Source organism: Gemmatimonadaceae bacterium (assembly GCA_036496605.1).
In the GTDB taxonomy this organism is placed as follows: domain Bacteria; phylum Gemmatimonadota; class Gemmatimonadetes; order Gemmatimonadales; family Gemmatimonadaceae; genus AG2.
Window position 1 is genome coordinate 303,184 of record DASXKV010000033.1, and the last position, 20,534, is coordinate 323,717.

The 20,534-nt window shown below is 65.1% G+C and carries 17 protein-coding genes; 6 read left to right on the forward strand and 11 right to left on the reverse strand.

The window, feature by feature from the left end:
- Window positions 1–5: 5 nt before the first annotated feature.
- The 5 genes from VGH98_13400 to VGH98_13420 form a co-directional block, all read right to left on the reverse strand.
- The gene (locus tag VGH98_13400) at window positions 6–833 is read right to left on the reverse strand and encodes an FtsX-like permease family protein (protein ID HEY2376967.1); all 828 of its coding nucleotides are present in this window, start codon (window positions 831–833) and stop codon (window positions 6–8) included.
- 93 nt (window positions 834–926) lie between these two features.
- On the reverse strand, window positions 927–1,355 hold the full coding sequence (locus tag VGH98_13405; GenBank protein ID HEY2376968.1) for a phage holin family protein: 429 nt from the start codon (window positions 1,353–1,355) through the stop codon (window positions 927–929).
- Between the two features lie 81 nt (window positions 1,356–1,436).
- Window positions 1,437–2,201 carry a metal-dependent transcriptional regulator gene (locus tag VGH98_13410; GenBank protein HEY2376969.1) on the reverse strand — a complete coding sequence of 255 codons (765 nt, stop codon included), beginning with the start codon at window positions 2,199–2,201 and terminating at the stop codon, window positions 1,437–1,439.
- Entirely contained in the window at window positions 2,198–2,701 is a 504-nt protein-coding gene (locus VGH98_13415; protein ID HEY2376970.1) for a universal stress protein, read from the reverse strand. Before VGH98_13415 ends, VGH98_13410 begins: the two co-directional genes overlap by 4 nt.
- Before the next feature lie 25 nt (window positions 2,702–2,726).
- Window positions 2,727–4,097 carry an Nramp family divalent metal transporter gene (locus VGH98_13420; protein HEY2376971.1) on the reverse strand — a complete coding sequence of 457 codons (1,371 nt, stop codon included), beginning with the start codon at window positions 4,095–4,097 and terminating at the stop codon, window positions 2,727–2,729.
- Window positions 4,098–4,227: 130 nt separating this feature from the next.
- Here VGH98_13420 and VGH98_13425 point away from each other — a divergent pair, with 130 nt between their 5' ends.
- The gene (locus VGH98_13425) at window positions 4,228–4,653 is read left to right on the forward strand and encodes a VOC family protein (GenBank protein HEY2376972.1); all 426 of its coding nucleotides are present in this window, start codon (window positions 4,228–4,230) and stop codon (window positions 4,651–4,653) included.
- An 80-nt stretch (window positions 4,654–4,733) separates the two neighbouring features.
- Here the strand turns inward: VGH98_13425 and VGH98_13430 are convergent, their stop codons facing one another.
- The 3 genes from VGH98_13430 to VGH98_13440 are packed head-to-tail and all read right to left on the reverse strand — an operon-like array spanning window position 4,734 to window position 6,764.
- Complete coding sequence (locus VGH98_13430; protein ID HEY2376973.1) at window positions 4,734–5,360, reverse strand: CoA pyrophosphatase; 627 nt, start codon at window positions 5,358–5,360, stop codon at window positions 4,734–4,736.
- A gap of 25 nt (window positions 5,361–5,385) precedes the next feature.
- A complete protein-coding gene (locus VGH98_13435) occupies window positions 5,386–5,751 on the reverse strand; it encodes a rhodanese-like domain-containing protein (GenBank protein ID HEY2376974.1) in 366 nt (121 codons plus the stop codon).
- A gap of 20 nt (window positions 5,752–5,771) precedes the next feature.
- Window positions 5,772–6,764, reverse strand: a complete 993-nt coding sequence (locus tag VGH98_13440) for an LD-carboxypeptidase (GenBank protein HEY2376975.1) — start codon at window positions 6,762–6,764, stop codon at window positions 5,772–5,774.
- Window positions 6,765–6,889: 125 nt separating this feature from the next.
- Here VGH98_13440 and VGH98_13445 point away from each other — a divergent pair, with 125 nt between their 5' ends.
- The 5 genes from VGH98_13445 to VGH98_13465 all read left to right on the forward strand — a co-directional run bounded on the left by VGH98_13445 (window position 6,890) and on the right by VGH98_13465 (window position 15,439).
- A complete protein-coding gene (locus VGH98_13445) occupies window positions 6,890–7,447 on the forward strand; it encodes a hypothetical protein (protein HEY2376976.1) in 558 nt (185 codons plus the stop codon).
- Between the two features lie 99 nt (window positions 7,448–7,546).
- Window positions 7,547–8,788, forward strand: coding sequence for a dicarboxylate/amino acid:cation symporter (locus tag VGH98_13450; protein ID HEY2376977.1), 1,242 nt, complete (start codon window positions 7,547–7,549; stop codon window positions 8,786–8,788).
- Window positions 8,785–9,945 (forward strand): glycosyltransferase family 2 protein, encoded by a 1,161-nt coding sequence (locus VGH98_13455; GenBank protein ID HEY2376978.1) that lies wholly within the window; start codon window positions 8,785–8,787, stop codon window positions 9,943–9,945. The genes VGH98_13450 and VGH98_13455 overlap by 4 nt, the downstream gene beginning before the upstream one ends.
- A gap of 74 nt (window positions 9,946–10,019) precedes the next feature.
- Window positions 10,020–13,220 carry an N-6 DNA methylase gene (locus VGH98_13460; GenBank protein ID HEY2376979.1) on the forward strand — a complete coding sequence of 1,067 codons (3,201 nt, stop codon included), beginning with the start codon at window positions 10,020–10,022 and terminating at the stop codon, window positions 13,218–13,220.
- Window positions 13,217–15,439: a DEAD/DEAH box helicase gene (locus tag VGH98_13465; protein ID HEY2376980.1), complete on the forward strand. Its 2,223-nt coding sequence runs from the start codon at window positions 13,217–13,219 to the stop codon at window positions 15,437–15,439. The genes VGH98_13460 and VGH98_13465 overlap by 4 nt, the downstream gene beginning before the upstream one ends.
- A gap of 19 nt (window positions 15,440–15,458) precedes the next feature.
- Here the strand turns inward: VGH98_13465 and VGH98_13470 are convergent, their stop codons facing one another.
- The 3 genes from VGH98_13470 to VGH98_13480 form a co-directional block, all read right to left on the reverse strand.
- Window positions 15,459–16,325 (reverse strand): hypothetical protein, encoded by an 867-nt coding sequence (locus tag VGH98_13470; GenBank protein HEY2376981.1) that lies wholly within the window; start codon window positions 16,323–16,325, stop codon window positions 15,459–15,461.
- Window positions 16,322–18,325, reverse strand: a complete 2,004-nt coding sequence (locus tag VGH98_13475) for a protein kinase (GenBank protein ID HEY2376982.1) — start codon at window positions 18,323–18,325, stop codon at window positions 16,322–16,324. The genes VGH98_13470 and VGH98_13475 overlap by 4 nt, the downstream gene beginning before the upstream one ends.
- 221 nt (window positions 18,326–18,546) lie before the next feature.
- Complete coding sequence (locus tag VGH98_13480; protein ID HEY2376983.1) at window positions 18,547–20,481, reverse strand: HAMP domain-containing sensor histidine kinase; 1,935 nt, start codon at window positions 20,479–20,481, stop codon at window positions 18,547–18,549.
- Window positions 20,482–20,534: the final 53 nt, after the last annotated feature.

Here is a 20,534-nt window from a genome sequence, read left to right on the forward strand (position 1 = left end):
CGATCTCAACGGCCGAAGAGGGAGAGAGGCGGCCGGCGAACGAGCCGTTGCGCTGCCAACCAACCGGCGCCGACGCCGAGCGCTAACGAGAGCGCCACGGCAATGGCGACAATCTCAGCGGTCACGAGCGAGAAGGTCAACGGCGTGCGGTAGACGCGGCGATAGTGCCAGTTCACATAGGCCGACACGATGCTGCCGATGCCGACACCAGCGATACTCCCGCATGTCGCAATGAGCGCGGATTCGAGCACGACGCTGCGTACGATCGTTCGCGCCGAGATGCCCATCAAGCGCAGAGCCGCGACGTCGCGTCGCCGCTCGTCCACTTTCAACAGCATGATGCAGAGAAGAAAGACGGCGCTCGCGACGATGGTGATCATGCCGATCGCGCGGTGAAACCGGCTCACGACCAGGAACGTGGTCGAGCTCTCGACGGCTATTTGCCGCGATGGATACGCGCGAAAGCCGAACGCCGCGGCGTCGATCGCTCGAAGAGCGCTGTCGACGCCCGCGCGCCCTCGTGTCGCGACCGCGAACCGCTCGACGCGCTCACCGTAGCCGACTAGCTGCTGCAGCTCGTCGAGATGCACCCGAATGCGATACGCACCGCGCGCCACTTCCGACGGATCGCTCGACCGCTTCATGAGCGCCGACACGATTACGGTGTCGCCCGCATGGCCCGGCGTGGCCGCGAGGACCAGTCTATCGCCGACGCGAATGCCCGCGTCGTGCGCGAGCCGTTCGTCGACGGCGACGGTCCGCGGTCTGTGCCGCGGCGGTAACGAGTCGATTGATTGTGTAGCGAGGAGCACGGAGAATAGTGGGATCAGCACGATCGACGGTCCGGTGGCCTAACGAGCAAAGTGAGGGGCGCTCGCGCGCCCCCCGGGTCGCCACTGAAAGATGATCGGCGGACAGCGTCGATTCTATCGCGCCGAGCCTGTCGCGTCGCGAGGACTGCGCGCCCAGGCCGCGCTGTCCTTGAGTGCGGCGCGCGTTTCCTCGAGCGAGTACGATGGCTGACGAATCACACCGAGACCCCGGCGAAGGAGCACAACGGAAGCCGCCAGCTCCAGAAGACCGGTGACGATTGCACCCACCCACATGTGACCCGCGGCGAGCCGCCCGATCAGTGTCACGAGAAAAATGGTGAGCGCCACGAGCATCACGATGCCGATCCCAAAGGCCACCGCTAGTTGCACCGCACCCCGGCCCGCGCGATGCACGCTCTCCGTCATCTCGAGCTTGGCAAGCCGAACCTCATCGGCGACGAGCCGCTTCGAGTCTTCACCCAGCTGACGCACCAGATGCGGAATCCCTGCGTCGGGGTCGATCGCAATTCGCTCGATAGCCACGCGCTGACTCCGTTAATGGATTCGGGGTGCAAGTCGGGCAAGCTTCGTTCCCTGAAGGCAGGAAGCGCCAACCCACTCGAGCTACGCCTCGCGCTTTCGACGAGTCTCGACGAAGATCTGCGCGGCCAGCGCCGGTCCGATCGCACGCTCTCGTTCCGCGCGCATCCCTCTCATCGCTGCGCGTGCTCGCTCGTTCCCCTTGCGGACGATGTGGAGCGTGATCGGACCCCCGAATGGCGCCCGTCCAACGACACGGACATCCGCACCCGGCGTGACGCCGAGCTCCGCGAGATAGCGCAGACGTTCCGGATCGCGATCTCCCACCTGACGCACTCTCACGACCTCGCCGACGGCGATATCCGCGAGCGCAACGAGGTCACGCGCCTCCAAGGTCCCCTCGCGCGTCGGAATCGGTGCACCGTGGGGGTCGGTCGTCGGCTCGCCAATCGCTGCAGCCATCCGATCGATGAGCTCGTCCGACGCGGCGTGCTCGAGCCGCTCCGCCTCGTCATGGACGCAATCCCACGGATAGCCGAGCGCCTTCGTGAGGTACGCTTCGATGACGCGATGCCGCCGAATGGTGCGGAGCGCGGCGCGCCGGCCAGCTTCCGTGAGTCGCACGCCGCGATATCGCTCGTAGCTGATCAGTCCTTGCTCGGCGAGCCGACGCAACATGCCAGTGACCGATGCCGGAGCAATCCCCAGCGCTTGCGCAATGTCGTTGGTGCCGGCGACGCCGCTGTGATCCAGAGATCCGGTCGAGTCGGCACCTTCGATCTCGAAGATCGCCTTTAGATAATCCTCAACAGGTGCCGTCAGCGCGTGAAGTGCCTTCACGGCGCTCATGAGCCAGCTCCGGGCGGCGTTGGGCGGCCGCCGCTTTCGTGCGTTGCCGACACCTCGGCCCTGGGTCCGGATAGCCGTCGCTCGCCGCGAACGAGCAAGACGGGTACGCGCGAGATATGTCGCACTTCGTTCGCGACACTTCCGTACAGCAAGTCCTGCAGGAAGCGATGGCCATGGGTCGACATGGCGATCAGATCGCACCCTTCGCGCAACGCCGCGTCGGCAATCTCGCCGCCCGGACTGCCGGCAGCGAGGACGCACTCTGCTTCGATACCCTCGGCCTCGAGCGACGCCGCCACCTCCTCGAGATACTCCCGGTCCTCGCGCATTTCTTCGGATTCGCGCAGGTGCAGCTGGCGCACGTTGCGAGCGGCCCACCCGTCGGCCACGTGAATGAGGACGAGCGACGCGCCGCAGTGGCGCGCGAGCCTGCGCACGTGAGTCAGAATCGACTCGTCGTACGGCGAGTGCTCCAGCGGAACGAGAATGCGCTTGTACATGGGATGCGCTCCTCCTCGTTAGGCGTTAGCCGCCGAACCCGCGGATCGTCAGCATGAGTAACCATGCATTCAGCGCGGCGATCACCACCGCGACCGTATACGCGAGGAACTTCAACCACCCTCGGTTCACGAACTCGCCCATCTTCGCTCGTTCCGATGTGAAGCGCACCAGCGGAAAGACCGCGAACGACAGTTGCAAGCTCAAAACAACCTGACTGAACACCAGCAGCTTCGCCGTCCCACTTTCGCCGTACAAGATAGCAGTCAGCACTGCCGGAACAATCGCGATCGCACGCGTAATGAGCCGCCGAACCCACGGCCGTAGTCGTATGTGCAGGAACCCTTCCATCACGATCTGACCAGCCAGCGTTCCCGTGAGCGTCGAATTGAGTCCCGAGGCAAGGAGTGCAAGCGCGAACACCGCGCTCGCGCCGGCGCCGAGGAGAGGGGTCAAGAGCTTGTAGGCGTCCTGAATCTCCGCCACGCCCGTATGTCCGCGTGTTTGAAATGCCGCCGCCGAGACGATGAGAATCGCCGCATTGATGAAGAGCGCGAACGACAACGCGATCGTCGAATCCACGAACGCGTAGCGTACCGCCTCACGACGGCCAGCGCTCGTCTCGGCGTAGCGGCGCGTCTGCACGATCGAAGAATGGAGGTAGAGATTGTGTGGCATCACCGTCGCGCCGAGAATGCCGATCGCGATGTAGAGCATGCTGCGATTGCGCACAATGTCGAGCCGCGGAATGAAGCCAGTGGCAACACCGGCCAGGTCTGGCTTCGCGCGAAGCATCTCGAACAGGAAGCAGAGACCGATCGTCGCAACCAACGCGACGACGAGTGCCTCGAGTAGACGGAATCCCTTGTTCTGCAGGAAGAGCACGAGCATCACGTCGAGCGCCGTAAGAACCACTCCCCAGGTCAACGGAAGCCCGAACAGGAGATTGAGCGCGATCGCCGCACCAATGACCTCGGCGAGATCGCAAGCTGCGATTGCGATCTCGCATAGCAACCAGAGCGCGATGTTGGTGCCACGGGAATAGTGATCTCGGCAGGCCTGCGCCAAGTCGCGTCCGGTGACGATTCCGAGCTTCGAGGCGAGCCCTTGTAGGAGGACCGCCATGAGGTTCGAGAGCAGAATCACGCTCAGCAGGGTGTATCCGAACGCGGAGCCGCCGGCGAGATCGGTCGCCCAATTGCCCGGATCCATATAACCGACCGCAACGAGGTAACCCGGGCCTGCGAATGCCAGAATCTTCCTCCACCATGCGCCGTCGCTTACCGGCACACTCCGGTAGACCTCGGCGAGACTCGGTGCAATACGAGCGCGGCGCCAGCCGTGCTCCGGCGTTGCCGCGCTCGGCTTGGTCTTGGGAAGTGGCTCGGGAAGTGACATGAGAAAAATTAGGCTTGCCTAATATTTTCTTGAGGCTCACACAATGCAAGGGCGGATCTTGCGCGATCGGCCTCAAGAGCGAAATAATTGATTAGCTCAGCTAAGTACTTTCACGCCGCTGGAGGGAGATATGCCCGCGATTTCGCCTGCGCCTGCGTCCGCCCCCGCTTCTGCCGAAACACCACTTTCGCTCTCGCGCATCGGTCAGATCGCGATCGTCGTGAAAGACGTGGAGCGCGCCACGGCGTTCTATCGGGACGCGCTCGGCATGCGATTCCTCTTCGCGTTCCCGGGATTGGCCTTCTTCGATTGCGACGGCGTGCGAATCATGCTCAGCCGACCGGAGAAGCCGGAGTTCGACCACCCGAGCTCGATTCTGTATTTCCGTGTCGCCGACATTCAGACGGCGTATCGAACGCTGCGCGACCGCAATGTCGCGTTCGAGGATGAGCCTCATGTCGTCGCGCGCATGCCCGATCACGACCTGTGGATGTGCTTCTTCCGCGATCAGGATCAGAACGTATTCGCGCTGATGGCGGAAGTCTCGAAAGCCTAACGGCAAGAGGGATAGGGCTAGAGAAGAGGGGCTGGCGTCGGAGGCCGACGCGCTAGCCCCTAGCCCCTAGCCCCTAGCCCCTAAGCTCCTCTATCCAGATACTCCAGAAACTGCCGCAGCACCCGCTCGGTGAGGCCCCAAACCGTATACGCTCCGTGGCGGAACACGGTCACCTCTCGCTCACTATGACCGCGGATGGCGATCATCGCGGTTCCCCACGCGGCACGTTCGCGGAGCGCGGCGAGGGGGACCCAGAACGACTCGGCAACCTCCGAGCTCTGTACAATCTCCAGCTCCGGCTTCACGACGGCGACGAAGGGCCTAACGATGATCGGCGGCAGCGTCGGCGAACGTGGACTGATGTCGTCGAGCGCGCCGAGCACGTGGCCATCGCGAGCAAGATCGACACCGGTCTCCTCCCACGTCTCTCGGACCGCCGTTTGCTCGAGATCATGATCTCCCGGCTCCATGCGGCCACCGGGACACGCCACGTGACCGCTCCAGGGGTCACCCTCCGCTTCGGCGCGCTTGATCATCAGAAGCTCGGGATCGGCGTCCGTTCCTTCACCCGGCCGGAGCACGAGCGCGATCGCCGCGAGTCGGCGTAAGCCGTCTTCCGCGTTGATCGGCACGCCGGGCCGTGCCGCGAGCGCCGCCCGCAGTCGGCGTACATCGGGCAGCTCCAGCACCGCGTCGATCGACGTCACGCCGTTACCGCTGATGAGAGACTACTCAACCCTCGACGTCGCCGCCGAGCGAGACCCAATCGCGGAAGCCGCCCGCCATTGACTCGACGTCGCGATACCCCATCTGCTGCAGCGTATCCGCGGCGAACGCCGAGCGATTGCCATTCGCGCAGTAAACAACCACTCGCTTCTCGCGCGGCACGAGCCCTTCGACTTTCGTCTCCATCGATCCGCGAGGTAGATGCACGGCGCCCGGTATCGTTCCGAGATTTACCTCGGGCTGTTCGCGGATGTCGAGAAACACCACGTCGGGATTCGCGGTGCGCAGTGCGATCGCGTCGCGCGCCGAAATCTCTGTGACGCGCGCGCGCGCCTCGTCGAGTAGTTGCTGGCCGCTCTTGTACGTTGGCATTCGTTCGGTGCGTGAAGAACTCACTGCAAGATACGCAGCGTCCGCTCGTTCGCGTCGAGCTCTGCCTCCGCACCAAGCGGAATGGTCCACTGATCCGCGACGTGTCCGACGGGAGCGCCCGAGATGCACGGCACCTTCAACTGCGTCGCGATCTCACCGAGCACATTGTCGAGGGTACGCGCACCGAGATTCTCTTCTGGCGAATCGGTCGGAATATCGGTGAACTGGCCGAATACCAGGCCACGACATCCAGCGAGATGTCCGCCAAGTCGCAGTTGCGTCAGCATTCTATCGATGCGATACACCGCCTCGTTCACGTCTTCGACGACGAGGATCGCATCGCGATAATCGGGAGCGTACGAGGTTCCCGACAGTGCGCAGAGAAGCGCGAGGTTGCCTCCGACCAGACGACCGCGCGTACGTCCCTCGTGCAACGTCGTCGCATTCGTCGCGACGCCGCACGAATCGTTGCCGGACAGCGCCTGCTCGAGCGAGGCGCGCGAGAATGTCGTGAGCGACGCACGCGCGGTTGGTCCGTGGAATGTGACGACCTCGCACCGCGTCGACATCGCCGAGTGGAGCGCGGTGACATCGGAGTAGCCAACGATCGGCTTCGGACGACGGCGCATCGCCGCATAATCGACGTGATCGAGAATGCGCATCGCGCCGTAGCCGCCGCGCACACACCACACGGCGTCGATCGCGTCGTCGGTGAGCGCCGTGTTGAGATCCGCGAGCCGATCCGCGTCCGCACCGGCGAGATAACCATCACGCGCCAGCACGTGCGCGCCGACAACCGGAACCCAGCCGAATGCGCGCGCATTATTCTGTGCGCGCTCGAGATCTGCTTCGCCACGCAATGGACCCGCGGGCGCGACGAGCGCGACACGCGCACCAGCGCAAGGTGCAGGTGGTCGGCGCATCAGTCGAGGCCGGTGCGCCGGCACGACGTCGGCGCGATCGATGTCAATGGTCGTGCTCGCGTCACGCGACGCAACGTAGGCCGTATCCACAACATGGTCAACTCGCGATCGACGAACTCAGATGGCATCGGTCCTGCGCAAGCACAGCCCCAGTCCGGCGCGCTCGATGTCGCTGTACCAGCGCCGGTCGTTCACACACTCGGAGGATGCACACGATGGCCGACCAAAAGGACAATCTCAACAAAGGTTCGAGTGGCTCGTCAGGCAGCTCGGGCAGCGACTCGCTGTCCGGCGGTGGCTCGTCCGGCAAGAGCGCAAGCTCGGGAAGCTCGGACTCGAGCTCCGGGAACTCCTGGCAGCAGTCGGGCAGCAGCTCGCAGAGCCGCACCGATCGTGGCAATCAGGGTGATGAGGGCATTGGCAGCTCGGCGACGCGTGGACGCCAATCGGACGGCGACATGACCGATCCGGATCTCGACGACGAGCAGTCGAGTAATCGCAGTGGAAGCGGCTCGTCAGGCAGCTCGGGCTCCTTCGGCGGTGGCTCGTCGAACTATGGATCGAGCGGCTCGTCCAAGTCGGGCGGCACGGGTGGTTCGAGTGGCTCGTCGGGCGGAATGAGCGGCTCCAGCGGGAGTTCGTCCGGCCAGAGCGGACGCTCGGGCGGCTCGAGTGGCTCGAGTGGTTCGAGTGGTTCGAGTGGTTCGAGTGGTTCGAGTGGATCGAGCGGATCGAGCGGATCGAGCGGATCGAGCGGTAGTTCCAATCGCTGATTCACGTCACCGTGCAGCAGCGAAGAGGGCATCCTGTCTGGGATGCCCTCTTCACGTTTTTCGGCTTGCTCAGCGGTGCGACCCACGTAGCTTTGGCGCGTGCCGCGTCCTTCGCTCAGCACGCGCGTTCTTATCGCGCTCATTGCCGGACTCGCGTCCGGCCTTCTCTTGAGTCGCGCCAATGCCGCGACGATCGAGCGCATCGTCGGCTACATCGAGCCATTCGGCACGTTGTTCGTCAACGCGATCCGAATGACGGTGATCCCACTCGTCGTCTCGCTCGTGGTCGTGGGGATCGCTGGTGCTGATGCAACGCGTGTCGCGCGGGTCGGTGGCCGCGCTCTCCTCGTCGCTCTCGCATTTCTTTGCTTGTCCGGATTGGTCGGCGCCCTCATCGCGCCCCCGGTGTTTGCACGCCTTGCGATCGATTCAAACTCGATCACGGCACTTCGGGCTCACGCCGCCCCGCTGGCGGCACCCATCGACACCTCGCGCCACGTACCAGACGCGCTGCAATGGCTCGTCGATCTCGTGCCCGCCAACCCCGTACGTGCCGCGGCGGACGGCGCCATGTTGCCGCTGGTTGTCTTCGCCGTCGCATTCGGCCTCGCGCTGCTCACGGTTGCGGCGGAGCACCGTGATCCGGTTGTTCGATTCTTCAGGGGCGTCGCCGATGCCATGCTGCGGCTCGTGCGCTGGATCCTTGCCCTGGCGCCGTTAGGCGTTTTTGCGCTCACGCTTCCACTCGTCGCGCGTCTCGGCCTTGCTGCAGTTGGTGCACTAGCCTCGTACGTACTGCTCATCGTCGCGGGCACGAGCCTCCTGGTGCTCCTGGTCGTATATCCCGCGGCCGTGATCCTTGGACGCGTGACCGTTCAGGGTTTCGCGCGCGCGGTGTTTCCCGCCCAGGCCGTTGCCTTTGCCTCGCGCACCTCGCTCGCCGCGCTGCCCGCGCTCATCGAGGGCGCCGAGCGTCGGCTTGGAATGACGGCCGAATCGAGCGGCTTCCTCTTCCCGCTCGCGTCGGCGCTCTTCCGCATCGGCGCTCCGATCGGGCTTACGGTCGGCACCGTTTTCGTCGCCCATCTGTATGGACGGGACCTAACGAGTGCGCAAGTCGCCACCGCGGCACTCACCGCGGTACTGACGAGCTTCAGCATTCCCGGCATTCCAGGCGGTTCCATTATCGCGATGGTGCCAATCCTGTCGAGCGTCGGACTTCCCGCGGACGGCATTGGCGTGCTGCTCGGGGTCGACACGATTCCCGACGCGTTCCGGACGACCGCGAACGTCACTGGGCAAATGGCCGCCGCCGTGATCGCCGAGCGCCCGCACGCGTGACGTCGCTCGTCGTGGCGCTCGTCGCGGCGGCGCCGTGGGTCGTTGTGCCGCCGCTCGCGATGCTGCGTGTCGCGCGATCGCGATCCCTCTCCGATGTCGACGACGTCCCGCCATCGAGCGCGGCACTCGTCTCGGTGATCGTCCCGGCGCGGAACGAGGCGCGGAACATCGAGCGCTGTGTGCGCTCCATTCTATCGACGCGCTATGGGCCAATGGAGCTCATCGTCGTCAACGATCATTCGACCGACGACACGGCCGACATCGCCATTCGCGCAGCCAGCGGCGACGGTCGCTTCCGGCTCCTCAGTAGCCCAGACCTGCCTAACGGTTGGTTTGGCAAGCAGTGGGCGTGTGCGACAGGAGCCAGCGCCGCATCGGGCAGGATGCTCCTCTTTACGGACGCCGATACGGCCCACGCGCCGGATTTGCTGCCGCGGGCGGTCAATCTGCTTCTTCACGATCAGGACGAACTGCTCTCCGTCGTGGGCCGCCAGGAGATGCACACGTTCTGGGAGCGGCTTCTGCAACCCCAGGTTTTCTGGATTCTGATTACTCGTTATGGCGGCACGGAGAGCGTGAGCAACGCGAGGCACGCGGAAGATGTCATTGCCAATGGTCAATTCCTTCTCGTCCGACGCGATGCGTACGATGCGGTGGGCGGACACGAAGCCGTGCGCGACAAGGTCGCCGAAGACCTCGCCCTGGCGCAGCGTTTCCATCGGCACGGCCGGCGCGTTCGGCTCGTGCGCGGCGACGATCAGCTGTCGACGCACATGTATGGCTCGCTTCCGGAGCTCATCGCCGGATGGGGCAAGAATGTTTTCGCCGGCGGGATCGATGCGATGCCCGGCGGCGCTGCGGGACGACTGCTTTTCCCGTTCGTACTCCCAATCGCTCCGTTGGTGGCGCTCGTTCCGGTAGTTGTCTTCGCCTTCGCACTTGCCGGAATGATCCCTTTCGCGTGGAGTGTGTGGGCCGCAATCTGCACCGCCGCCAATTTGCTCTGGTGGGCGCTCATCTATCGTGGCTTCCATCAGCGTCTCTGGTACGCGCTCCTCGCTCCCCTCGGCGCAACGATCGTGCTTTTCATTGTGGTTCGCGCGATCGCGCGGGGACGCCGCGTCGGATGGAAGGGACGCGAGTACGTGGCGCGGTGACCGCCGCGTGACTTTGGCGCGACCGGCAACGGCGCGGTAACGGCTCACGCCGCGCGCGACGGCATCGTGCCGCCGTGCGCACCCTTCGCGCCGCCGCGCAACTCCTCGCGGGGGCCTCCACTGTCGATACACTCATCCCGATTGCGTCCGCGGCTGGCTGTGCGGGCGCTCCGACAGCGCTTAACGAGTCACTGCTGCGAGATCTCGGCATCGAGGCGGCCCGCGCGGCCTCGATGGTGGACGGACCCGGCGCGCTCCGCGCCCTCCTCGCGGAGCTCGATGAACGCGTGTCCCTTCGCGATTCGTTGACGCATCTTGCGGCGCGACTTGCGACCCGCACACCTCATGTGCTGTGGCTCGTCGTCGCGACGCAGCCGGCGACGTCAGAGGTCGCGATCGCGGCGTGGAGCGCCAGGCGCCGGGCGCCGCGCGTTACGGCGCTCGTCGTAGATCGCGCTCGCGTCGTCGATAGCGATGCCGAAACGCTGGCGTCCCTGTGTGCCGCGATCGACCCGCGGCCCGACGCTGACGTCCTGACGCACGCACGTTGGGTCGAGGTGCTTGGCCGCGACGCACTCACACGCCGCTTCTATCGAACGCTGGAAGTTCGCGTCGCCGCGCTCGGCGCATCATTGGCTCGCGGCTCGGCAGACGACCGTCGCGAGCTGGCCATCCTCTACAGTTCGCGACTGCTCTTTCTCTGTTTTCTCGAGGCGAAGGGCTGGCTGGATTCGGATCGTGGGTTTCTGGTGCGCGCATTCGACAGCTGCATGGAGCGTGGCGGCCACTTCCATCGCCGCGTTCTGCTCCCGCTCTTCTTCGGGACGCTGAATACTCGTTATGCGCGCCGCGCCCCGGCGGCGCGACGGCTCGGCCGCATTCCGTTTCTCAATGGCGGACTCTTCGCGCGCTCGCCGAGCGAGCGCCGGCTTCGCGAAACGTACTTTCCCGACGACGAGATGGGACGACTGTTCAGCGACCTCTTTGATCGCTATCGATTTACGGCGCGGGAGGAGAGTACTGAGCTGGTCGAGCTGGCCGTTGATCCGGAGATGCTTGGCAAGGCATTCGAGTCGCTCATGTCGAGCAGGGATCGGAAAGGAAGCGGCTCGTTCTACACACCGCACGCGCTCGTCGCTCGCGTTGCGGACGCGGCACTCGCCCGAGCGCTCGCCGTCTCACCCGAGACGTGTCATGCCGCGAGCATTGCCGAGTGGTGCGAGGTCACACGCCGATCGGTGAGCCGGCGGCTGCGGGACCTCACGATTCTCGACCCGGCGTGCGGATCCGGAGCATTTCTGGTGTACGCGCTCGAGCGTCTCGCCGATTTGCGGCGAGCCGCCGGCGACGAGCGCGCGATCTCCGATATCCGTCGCGACGTGCTCATGCGCTCGATTTTCGGCGTCGACAAGAATCCGACCGCCGTATGGCTCTGCGAGCTGCGCCTGTGGTTGTCGGTTGTGATCGACTCGCAAGTGGACGATCCACTCGAGGTGCGGCCGCTGCCGAATCTGGATCGCAACATCCGTGTCGGCGATTCGCTCGTCGCCGGCGCCGACAGCGACGCGTCACCTTCGGCGTTCACTGGCGCGCGACTCCGCGCGCTGCGCGAGCGGTATGCGCGCGCGGTTGGCCAGCGAAAGGCGTCACTCGTTAGGCTGCTCGACCGTGAGGAGCGCCGCGTTGCTCTTGCCGGCATCGAGCACGAGCTCGTGTCGATCGCCGCCGTACGTCGAGACCTCATCGTGGCCATTCGCGGCCGCAACCTATTCGGGGAGCGAACTGTTCCCGACGCCGATGTGCGCGCGCAGGCAACCACATTACGCGCTCGCGCCGCGGCGCTCCGCGCCGAATCGCGACGTCTCATGACCGGTGGTGCGCTTCCGTTTTCGTTCCTGGTCCATTTCGCTGACGTCGCCGCGCGCGGGGGCTTCGACGTCGTACTCGGGAATCCGCCATGGGTCCGATTGCAGCGCGTGCCTCCACGCGAGCGCGAGTTGTTGCGAGCACAATATCGCGTGTTCCGCGCCGGAGGCTGGGAAAGCGGCGCAGCGCGTGCGTGCGTGGGTCGCGGCTTTGCAAGTCAGGTCGATCTCGCAGCACTCTTCATCGAGCGATCCATTCGATTGCTCCGGCCCGGAGCCGTGCTCGCACTGCTGGTTCCGATGAAGCTCTGGCGATCCCTAGCCGGTGGCGGCGTGCGCCGGCTGCTCGTCGAGGAAACGCGCGTCGTCGAGCTGGAGGATCTCAGTGAGGCTCCGTCCACCTTCGACGCAGCAGTCTATCCATCGGTGCTCGTTGCCGAGCGATGGAGCGGAGCAGATGACACAACCGGCGAGATTCTCGCCGCGACGCACCACCGTGGCTGTGGCGCGCTCCGCTGGCGACTGCCGCGGCGCACGCTGTCGTTCGATGATTCGCCCGGTAGCCCATGGCTCATCCTTCCGCCCGAGGTCCGGATTGCATTCGATCGGCTTCGCGCGTGCGGTGTCGCGCTCGCCGAGAGCACCATCGGGCGACCACATCTCGGTGTCAAGTCGGGATTCAATCTCGCCTTCGTCGTTAGGGTCGAGGGTGTCCCCGACGACGTCGCGTCGGTCGTCGCGGCGAACGGTCGTCGTGGTTTCGTCGAACATGCCCTGCTCCGTCCGGTGCTTCGTGGCGAGGACATCGAGCGCTGGCAAGTCAAATCACTCGACGAGCATCTCATGTGGACGCACAACGAGGCCGGTCGCGTCCTCGATCGGTTGCCGCCGCACGCCGCGCGCTGGCTCACGCCGTGGCGCCGCCAACTCGCCGGCCGAGCCGATGCGCGCAATGGCTGTTGGTGGTCGCTCTTTCGGGTGGAAGCAGCGAGGTCGGATCGACCGCGCGTGGTCTGGGCCGACCTCGGTCGCAGCCCGCGCGCCACCGTCCTCTACGCGCACAATCGCTTCGTTCCCCTCAACAGTTGTTACGTCGCGCTCTGCCGCGATGACGCCGACGCGCTGGCGCTCGCGGCAATTCTCAACTCGCCAATCGCGGAATCCTGGCTCGCCGCACTCGCCGAGCCCGCGCGCGGTGGATATCGCCGGTTCCTCGGCTGGACGATGTCTCTCTTTCCGCTTCCAGCAGATTGGGATCGCGCTCGCGTCGCCCTCGCACCCATCGCCGAGCGAGCGATGGCGGGCGAGGATCCGTACTCACTTCGGGAAGAGCTGCTCCACGAAACGCTCGCGACCTATCGCCTGCGACACGATGAGATAGCGCCCCTCCTCACCTGGTTCAGCGGGTGAACGCCTCTGTTGCCGATCACGTCGCCGGCGAAAAGGCACTCGCCGTGGCAAGAACGCTGCTCGCGCGCGAACTGCTGGAGTCGGAAACGTCGCCAGCGACAATCGGCGACGTCACGCTCCACGCGCATCAACGCGAGGCTGTGGTGCGGATCCGCGCGTTGCTGCGCACCGCGAGCGGGGCGCTTCTCGCCGATTCGACCGGGCTGGGCAAGACCTTCGTCGCGCTCGCACTGGCGCACGGATTTGAGCGAGTACTCATCATCGCGCCCGCCGCACTTCGCGAGTCGTGGCGCCAGGCGATCGCACGGACGCGGGTCACCGCGTCCTTTGTCTCGCTCGAGGCTCTGAGTCGCGGCGCACACTCGCCGCTCGAGACCGCCGATCTCATGATCGTCGACGAGGCGCATCATCTTCGGAATCCGCGAACGAAATGCTACGACGCCATCGCCGCCCTCTGCGCTCGGTCCCGCGTGCTGTTGATGAGCGCGACACCGCTCCAGAATCGTCGCGACGATCTCGTCGCGCAGCTCGCCGTCTTTCTCGGCGACGCCGCGGTGACGGCAACGGACGCCGAGCTGTCGCGGTTCATCGTACGTCGACGCGCCGAGGACCGAGCGCTCCGCCTTCCCTCCGTTCACGGACCGCGATGGATCGCGTTGCCAATCGCCGATGAGCTGCTCGATGATCTTCTCGCATTGCCTCCGCCGGTACCGGGCGCCGACGAAGGGACAGCCGGTGCGCTGGTGCGATACTCACTCGTGCGGCAGTGGTCATCGAGCCGCGCGGCACTGGTCGCTGCGCTGCGACGGCGTGTTGCGCGAGCGGTTGCACTGATGACGTCTCTCGAAGCGGGGCGGTGGCCCAGCCGACATCAATTGGCGGCATGGTCGTACGCGGAGCAAGCAGTGCAGCTGGCCTTTCCAGAAATGGTGACGGCGTTAGGCGCCGACCAGTCGGATTTATCGACGATGCTGGAGGCTGTGCGCCATCACGCGGATGCCTTGCGCGACCTCCTCATTCGGCTGCGAGACATTCCAGATCCGGATCCCGAGCGCGCGTCGGCGTTGATCGATATTTGCACGGCACATCGCGGGACACGCATCATCGCCTTCACCCAGTACGCGGAGACCGTGAGCGCCCTTTCGCGTTTACTCATGCCACGACTGCCCGGCGTTGCCGCGCTCACGGCGCGTGGAGGGCGGGTCGCCGGGGGCCGCATCCTGCGTCGCGACGTACTGACGCAATTCGCGCCACGCGCCGGTGGCTCGGACGTCGGTGCCGCGGAGCGAATCGATCTTCTGGTGACCACGGACGTAGTGAGCGAGGGCCTCGACCTCCAACGTGCCTCGGTCGTCGTACACCTCGATCTCCCATGGAACCCGGCTCGTCTCGAGCAACGGGTCGGTCGAGTTCGACGCCTTGGCTCGTTACATGACGCCGTCTTTGTTTACGCGCTTGCTCCACCAATCGACTCCGAGCGCATGCTTCGGGTCATTGAGAGACTCGAGAAGAAGCTCGGCCTCGCGGGCCGCACCGTCGGGCTGGACTCAGCGGTCATGCCCGGCGCGCTCCGGTTCGACGAGACCGCTCCACCCGAGCTGGCGAGCGAGACACACGCGCTGCTCCAGTCGTGGCGCGAGCCGGCGCTGGCGGCGGGTTCGCCGACGATCTCTCCGATCCACGCCGGCGTGACCGCAGATAACGACGGATTCCTCGCGCTGCTCGCGGCAGGCACCGAACGGCTGCTTGTCGCTGCCGTCGACGGCGGCGGGCCGTCACTCGACCCGGCCGTCGTCGGCCGCGCCCTCACTCTGTGCCTGGGCTCCGCGCGCGCGACCCATGCGGCCGAAATTGTGCTCGCGACGGAGGCCATCCACAGTTGGTGGAAGGATTGGTCCGCCCGAGGCCAGCTCGCCGTGTGCAGTCCCGCCGGTGCGCGCCTCCGCGCTCATGTCGCCGCCCGAATCCGGTCCGTTCTGGCCGAGGCGCCGCGTCATGAGCGGCCCGCTCTCACGCCGCTGGCGTCGCGCGCGCAGCAAGCGCTGAGTATATCGTTAGGCGCTGGCGCCGAACGGAAGCTCGTCGCGCTCGAGAGCGCTGCTCGTCGGGATGCCGAATGGCTAGGTGCGATCGCCGCACTCGGGGATGGCCGACCGGCGCGACGAACGCCCCAGGACCTGCGAATCCTGCTGATCGTGTTGTTGCGTCACTCGAGCTGAAGGGCGACGCCCGTAGCGCTCAGCGCAGCGGCGTGGCGCGAAGGCGAACGAGCACGACGCTGCTCTGTGGACCAACGCCGACCATCAACCGTCCGCCAACGAGCGCATCCGCCGTGTACTGTCCGATGCGCTTGCCGTTGACCAGGAGAGCGATGTCCTGGCCACGGACTTCGACTGAGACATGGTTGATTGCACCCGTGTCGGTCTGGACCGCCGCCACTTCGGATAGCTTCACAAGGGAATTGCACTGACGGTCGCTATTCCAGCATAGCTCCACGCTGCGATCGGCGGACACGCTGAGCGAGTAGTATTTGCCCGAGCGGTCCTGCCGGCCGAATCCGAGGATCACCGCGCCGTGCTTTGTCGACCCCAGTTGCGACACCTCGAGGTCGAGCTGAACGTCCGCCGGCAGATCGAGCGAAGGATAACGCACCAGGCACATTGCGTCCGTCGACGTGTTCTCCATCCGGACCCCCTGGTCCTCGAATCGCGCGCGGCACCTTGGGTTCGACCAGGTGAAACCCTGCGACGTGTTCGACTGCGCGAACTCGTCGTCGATGATCGGCGGGAGCGGCGGCTTCTCCGGCGGCTTGGCCGTCGTACAAACACTACTCAGACCACCGAGTAGCAGCGTGTCGCTGCCCGAAATGCTGAGCTGGCGACGGACGCTATCGTCCACGAAAAACGCGATGCAATACGTCTGCGCGCTGCGCAGAATCTGTCGCGACGAAACGCCGTGCTGGCGGAGATCCATCACTTCGGCAAGCGACAATGCCTTGCTGGAGCCCTGAGCGCGAAGCGGCGTGGCGGCGAGAAGGAGGGCCATCGCGCCAAACATCGCGCAACGCCGCGCCACACGTAGTGGTGACGCCAGGTATGCCGTCATTGGCATGCCCTCGCTTCCTCGCCGCGACGTTTGTGCATCTCATTCTCCGCCGTACATGCCTGCAGCGCGCGCCCGTCCGCTTGCTCGATGTCACGCCGCAAATTCTTTATCGCTTGTGAATCCGGATACCGGTTGACGATGCTGTCCACCTGCGCGATCGCCGTGCGGAACGTTCGGCGCGCGATCACGTAGTCGCCTTGATCTGCCTGATCCTGTCCATTCGTTAGGCGAGTCCTGGCATCGACGAGCACCTCCGGCGGAACGATCTTGAGCTCCTGGGCGCTCCCTGGCACTGCGATCTTCACGCTTGGCATTCGACCCGCAGGCACTATCACCGGCGTTGGGTCTGGCGATCGCGACGCGGCAGGCGCGGCGGTCCGCTCCGGTGCATTCGACCGCTTTGCGACTGACGCTGGCGAATCGACAGCTGGATCTGCGGCCGACGATGAATGCGAGACGCTCTGCAACACTGCTCCGCCTTCGACGACTTGGTGGGCCGGCGCCGACGCGCTGGCGGATGGTGTGCTAGCGCCAGCGGGCGTGCCCGAGGGCGCACGAACGCCGCTTGCTCGTCCGCTCCGCGCGAGCAGAATCAGTGAGCTGCCAATCCCAACTACGAGCAGAGCACCAGCGGCGAGGCTATACCGACGTCGGCGACTCGGCGCCGCCATGTCAGTGAACTCATCTTCGGGAGTCAGAGTCTCAGCGACGAGATCGAAACGCCGCGTCGCCGCTGCCGGCACGGGAAGCGCCGCTCCGAATGCGGTGACAATCGGCGTGCTCGTTGGCGTCGGCGCCAGCGGCCGCTCTTCGACAATCGTTGGTCGCGGCGGAGCTGGCATGGCCACGGATGCTGCCGCCGAGCGAGCAAACGCCTCGAACGGATCCGTTTCGAGAGGCAGATCGGGTGGCAGCGAGTTGCCACCGAATCGTGCTGCCGCACTCTTCAACTTACGGAAGAGCCTCGCGGAGCCACGCTCCTCGCCGGGAACGACGATTCCTCCGGCCGCGAGGCGCAACCCAGCGCCAGCGTCAACGTCTGGGTGTCCTTCATCGAACCGAGACGCGATCTCCGGTGACGAGGTTGTGTGCTGCGCACGAGCGGGAGCAGATCGTCCCTCGACGAGCGCGCTCTCGAGCTGGCGACGGAATTCGGACACCGCATGCGGCCGCTGTTGCGGAAGCAGCGCCATACCACGCATGACCAGTCCGGCGAGTCCAGGGGCGAGACCCGACACCGTCGTCAACGGCGACGCGACGGCTTCGCCTGCCGCTCGCTCGAGCGCCGACGGCGGAGTCGTTCCCGTGAGCAGAAAGTAAAGCAAGGCCGAGGTGGCATAGACGTCAGTCCACGGCCCGATGTCCTTCGTTCCGTACTGCTCGAATGCGGCGAATCCTGATGCAAGATCCGCCGTGTGCACAGGAAGATGCCTGCGAGCACTGAATTCGAGCAGGATTGCCGCTCCGGCGTCGGTCACGTGCACCGTTCGCGGCGAAAGATCGCGATGGATGATGCTTTCGGCGTGCAGCAACTCGAGCGCTGAAAGCAGCTGTTGGATAATTCGTTTGGCGTCGGCAGGCGGCACCCTGCCCTGCGATGACTGCAGGAAGTCGGCAAGTGACTGGGTTTCGTGACGGTCCATGACCTGATAGACCGTCTGGTTCGCGTCGACCACCGTACGCACGCGCACAACGTGCGGGTGCGCGATCTCGGCGAGGACCGCGCCCTCCAGAGCAAAGCGGTGCAAGGCCCGCAGGAAGTCACGCTCGCAATCCGGCGAATGCGGGCGGACGGAAACGCCATCCGCGCCGCGCGAGACGAGACTCCGTGGAAAGAATTCCTTGATGACGACGGCGTCGCCATTCAGGAGATCTTCGGCCTGATAGCTGAACGCGAAGGGGCTCGTTCCTCGAGAGGAACGAACGACGCGAAAGCGATCAGCGAGCAGCGCTCCGGCGCGGAGCGCGAGCGCGTGATTCGATTCCTGAGCGTCGGGCACACCAACTCCAATGGGGAGATGGCGGATCTGATTGCGCAACGCATGCCCGTCTTGCGAGTCCCGCGTGTCCACGTGCACTCGCAGGCCAATTCACGTTGTTACAATGACCTAACGCACTTCAATCGATGAGGACACGGGAACTGATGTTGTTGGCGCACGGGGCAATGAGTCGTCCGAGCATCAATATCGCACCACACGGTGTTGCATCGGCGCAACAGATGCTAAACATCGTGCGCAGCGCTCGGCGCGACTCGTCGGGCCGAAGCGAGAGCCGGTGACTCCCCGCTTTGCATGAGGCTGATTCTCTCGTCGACCGGGCCGCGCGGAAGGGTCAGGGCGAACGTCGCGCCTCGAGTCGGGGTGGTCTCGAGCACCAGATCACCTTTCATCCCACGTGCGAGATCGCGACTGATTGCGAGACCGAGCCCCAAACCCTCCTGCGGCTGCGTTAGTGATCGGTCGAGCTGTACGAACGGCTCGAACACTTGCTCCCGCCGGGAGTCCGGTATTCCTGGTCCGGTGTCTTGAACACACACGGCGACTCGCGAGTCGCGTGCAGCCGTGGCCGACAGCGTAATCTTGCCTCCGGCTGGCGTGAATCGAATCGCATTCGACAGGAGGTTCAGCACGACCTGACGAAGCTTTTCGCGATCCGCGATGACGGTGAGATCGGGTTCCGATGGGACGTATTCCAGCGTCAGCGACTTCGCCGCAGCTTGCGGTGACACGAGCGCGTCGAGATCGGCGAGAAAGGGATCGATGCGCACCGGGGCGAGCACGTAAGTCACCTGCCCCCGTTCGATCCGACTGAGATCGAGCACGCCGCTGATGAGTCCCAGCAGATGTTGTCCGCTCGCGCGAATTCGACCGAGGTCGCGCCGCTGTGCGTCCGTGAGCGGACCACGCAGTCCCATCTCGAGGAGCTCGGTGTATCCGGCAATCGCATTGAGCGGCGTTCGCAATTCGTGACTCATCGTCGCGAGAAAGTCCGACTTGGCCCGGTTCGCTGCGTGAGCATCCTTTGATTTCTGCTCAAGGGCGCGCTGAGCCACCGCCACCTCGTTCACCATGTGATTGAAGCTGTCAGCGAGTCGTGCAATCTCCGCATGGCCCGAACTCGGCACTCGCGTGTCGAACTGACCTCGCGCGATTGCCTCCGCGCCGTCGGCGATGGCGACGATCGGTTTGGCCACGCGCTGGCCAATGAGGAGCGCTGCTGCCATGCCGGCGATCAGGAGAACGAGGCCGACGAAGAGCAGTTGACGCAGCGTCGCGCGCGCCGGAGCGAGTACGTCGCGAATGCGCGATTCCATCGTCACCAGGAGCGGCGTGCCGGCGATGGGTGTCTCTGCGATGAGGAGTTGCTCCGCGGACCCACGCGTCGCGCGCGCCGAATCGTTGGGCTCACGACGGGACGGTGACGACGGCATGCCGGTCACGGTCGTCCAGACGCTGCCATCGGCGTTGCGGTAGAACGTGCTGATTCCGTCGCCAGCCAGCGCGCGAATGCTGCGATCCGCCTGTGGGTTGGCCGCAATCCGCCGCTGCTGCGCGACATAGCCGATCGGATTCGCCTCATCGAGCACTGGCTGCACCAGCCAGAAATACACGCGGCCGCCCGAGGCGTAGAGACGGCCAAACTGGAGCGAGTCCGTGGGCTTCACGTCGTTGATGCCGCCTCGCGGCACACGTGGCGGACCAAGGTTACGTCCATTGGTCGAAGACTCCAAAACTTCCGGCTCGTCGTTTCCGAGGTATGCAATCCGGCGTCCGTTCGCGCTCCACAGTTCGATCGGTAACCCCGAATCCGTCGGAGAAGAAAGCTCGGAGAGCGCCTTCCGCGCCGCTTCCACGTCAAGTGACGAAGAGCGCGTCAGCGGCGCGAAATCGGCGTTCGCGGCAGCCAAGGCGCGTCGAATAGCAGGATCTCGAGCCGCCGTCGCAAATCGAGTCCGCGTTTGCCGGATTCCCGTCTCGCCGAGACTTGCCAGCTGGCGCGTTGATCGAATCAGTGTCTGCGATGCACCGGAGAGCGCAGACCGCGTGAGCGCCTCATAGGCGACAGCGAGCACGATGAGGAGAGACGCCGTGATGACGGCGCCCGTGAGCAGCGACAGTTGTCTCGCTAAGGAGATCCGGAACGGCCCGGTTCCCATCACTCCGGCCCTACGTGTCCGACGTTGGGTGCCGTCATCGAACCCTTTCAGTG